The following is a 2,826-nucleotide window of genomic DNA, read 5'->3' as shown; positions in this document are numbered from 1 at the left end:
ATCAGAGCGGCGACGCCCGCTGCTCTTCCAACAGGAAAGAAAAAGGCCTGTCCCGAGGATGCTTTCCCGCACCCCATGGGACAGGCCTCTGAGCCCTCAATATCCACAACGTGGCTGGGGCTCGCATGTCGCACGCGATGACGTCCCTGTCATCAACGGGAAGGGGCACAACCGGCACGTGGCGAACCGAACTCAGTGCTGGTCGGTGGCCAAGAACCAACACTGAAGGCCCCACCCCTCGGCGACAGCTCGGACGGACAAACGTGTTGTTTTCATCGCCTGCGACGGGCTCTCGTGAACTGATTGACGCGTCGCCGACGTCCTCTTCATCACCCTGCGTTTCCATCATGCGCAGGGGCTTTCCAAGAGTCAAATGGACTATTTGTGCTGGTCGCCGGCAGATCCGGCGTGAAATTTCCATGGCCCGAGATATGCTGTCACTCCCGAAGGGGGGCATTGGCAGGCCTTCGACTCCCGCCGGGCAGCGGTTGAATCCAGTCCCGGCTGAGGGCGCCAGTCTTGGTGGAGCATCCCTCCCCGTCGAACCAGGTCGACCGTGCTATTTATGGGAGCGCTTATACTCTCAAGGGTGATGTTCTTTTGAACACGTCTCCAGCCAACCGCTGGTAGAGGCAAGGCAAAACCGCCGCCTATCTCGTATACCCACAATAACCTGTCTAGGTCCACTTGATAGAGGGGTCGTTTGGGGTAACGCCTTGAGGTACGGGACGATTTGTTTTTTTAGGACCGTCTATGCATTGCGTCGATGGAAATCCCCCCGCAAGGTGTACAAGAGAAGGCAGTCCTGTCGGGTCGGCCTCCGTTGTTGCGAACATCAGGCACCCGAGCCCTCCTAACAAAGGAAATGAGACCACCCGAAAGACGAGTCCTGGGGAACCACCCCCTCTTACCCGAGGAGAAAGAAATCAAAAAGAAAAAATTATGTACTTTTCGTGCAGTGGTGGTCCTGCTCCCGTCCACCGAGGGATTCCCGGTCGCACGCTCTCAAAACCTACATGGCGCTGCCGTTCCATTCTACGAACCCAGCGCAACTTGCGTTGGTAACTCGTGTAAATAGCTCATCCACAAGCTCTCGTACTGCGCAACGGCGCGCGACCAATTGAAGTGTTCTTCGACCTGCCTCTGGTTGCGACGTCCCAAACGCGCCCCGTATTTGCGATCGCGATAATGTTTCAAAATTGCGCGCCGAAACTCGTCCTGATTCCTGTCACAGATGAGTTGATCCTCGCAAAGCGGTCCGAGAACTTCACGCACACCTTCGGCCTCCACACACACAACTGGTTTGCCAGCGGCCATGGCTTCTAAAAGGGCATTGGGCATTCCTTCCCATAAAGAGCTGAGGAGGAATAGGTCGCAAGCTCTAATGATCGCCTGAGCATCATCCCGAAAGCCCACCAGCCGAACAGCGTGCTCGATGCCTTCCCTCGCGATGATGGACAGCAAGCGCTCTCTTTCCGGACCTGATCCCACAATGATGAGCCGAAGGTTTGGCGTCCCGCGCAAGAGCGGCGCCAACGTCACCAGTAGCCAATCGAATCCCTTCTGCCGCTCCAGCCTTCCCACCGCCACCATGTAAAAATCGCCGTTCTCAGAAGCAACGGGCAGAACGTCCGGATGGGTCTTTTCGAGCGCGTCGCGCGTCTCTCCCCGACGTGACTCGATCCGTCCATGGCCGCCGCCCGCGCGGTCCCATTGGAATAGTTTTCCTAAATCCACAGGCTTCTGAGAACAAATCGCGGCGACGTCTACGGCGTTAGGAATGACAGTGAGCTTGGCCTCGGGGAGCATTCCCACCTCCGCCGAGAACTTGGCCACAGCCTCACTCACACACACGTATCTGTCGACCCAGGTAGCCGTCAAACGATCGAGCCATAAGTGCCAGGGGTGTTCCCGCTCTGCGACCCGAATGCCGCAGATCACCGTGGGAACTCCCGCGAACCTAGCAGCCAATCGCCCCAGGAAGTTCGCATGGAAGAGGAAACTCTGCAAAATTCCTGGCCGAAATTTCCGAAGATGTCTCACAAGTTTCGCAAAACCCTCAGGCAGACCGAAGAGATTTCTTACCCTCAGGAATGAGACGGGAATCCGGCACTGATCGAGGCGGTCAACGAGTTGCCGATGCTGCGGCATGTCGGCAAGGACCACGACGTGTGGATCAAAGAGTTGCCGATTGAGCCGACAGAGGAGCTCGACCATGAATTTTTCCGCTCCCCCAACCTCCAAGTCGGTGATGAGAAACGTTACTCGCCAAGGGGGAGACATGGGTCGCTTCAATTTCACTGGTCGTCCGAGCCGTGGGATCTGCTGGAATCGGGACAGAACCTTTGTTCCATCGTACCTCCGTATTATTCAACCGGCTCTCTCCCGCTACAATGGGAATGGGTGTTGGAAAGGGTAACGGTCTTGATGGCGGTTCGATGTTCGCAGATCACAACTGCCTTGCGACGATTCTCATCGGTCCGACGGGGTCGGGGAAGACACCGCTGGGGGAGTTGATCGCTGCTCGGGGGTTGCCGGATGGGCCGTACGTTCATTTTGATTTCGGCCATCAACTCCGATTGATCAATAGAGGAGAGGGTGCGGCACACGCTGTCAGGCCGTCAGACCGGCAGACCATCGCTGAGGTTTTGTCAACCGGGCGACTCTTGAAACCGGAAGAAGGCCACATGGCTACACAAATATTGCGATGGTTCCTTGACACGGCGCGGCAGGGGACTGCTCCGAAGACTCTCAAGCTGATTCTTAACGGACTCCCGCGAACCGTAGAGCAGGCCACCCTTCTCGAATCGCTCGTTCATGTGGAGA

Annotated in this window: 2 protein-coding genes; one reads left to right on the top strand and one right to left on the bottom strand. The window is 56.9% G+C overall.

The window, feature by feature from the left end; genetic code table 11:
- Positions 1-1,035: 1,035 nt before the first annotated feature.
- Positions 1,036-2,283 carry a glycosyltransferase gene (locus H5U08_RS14815; protein WP_297034713.1) on the bottom strand — a complete coding sequence of 416 codons (1,248 nt, stop codon included), beginning with the start codon at positions 2,281-2,283 and terminating at the stop codon, positions 1,036-1,038.
- Between the two features lie 155 nt (positions 2,284-2,438).
- On the opposite strand from H5U08_RS14815, the gene H5U08_RS14810 reads away from it, so the two are divergent.
- Positions 2,439-2,826: hypothetical protein (locus H5U08_RS14810; RefSeq protein ID WP_297034710.1), on the top strand; the 388-nt coding region annotated here is incomplete at its 3' end.

It is taken from the genome of Thermogutta sp. (genome assembly GCF_014359955.1).
Lineage (GTDB): Bacteria > Planctomycetota > Planctomycetia > Pirellulales > Thermoguttaceae > Thermogutta.
This window is presented reverse-complemented; position numbering and strand designations above follow the sequence as displayed.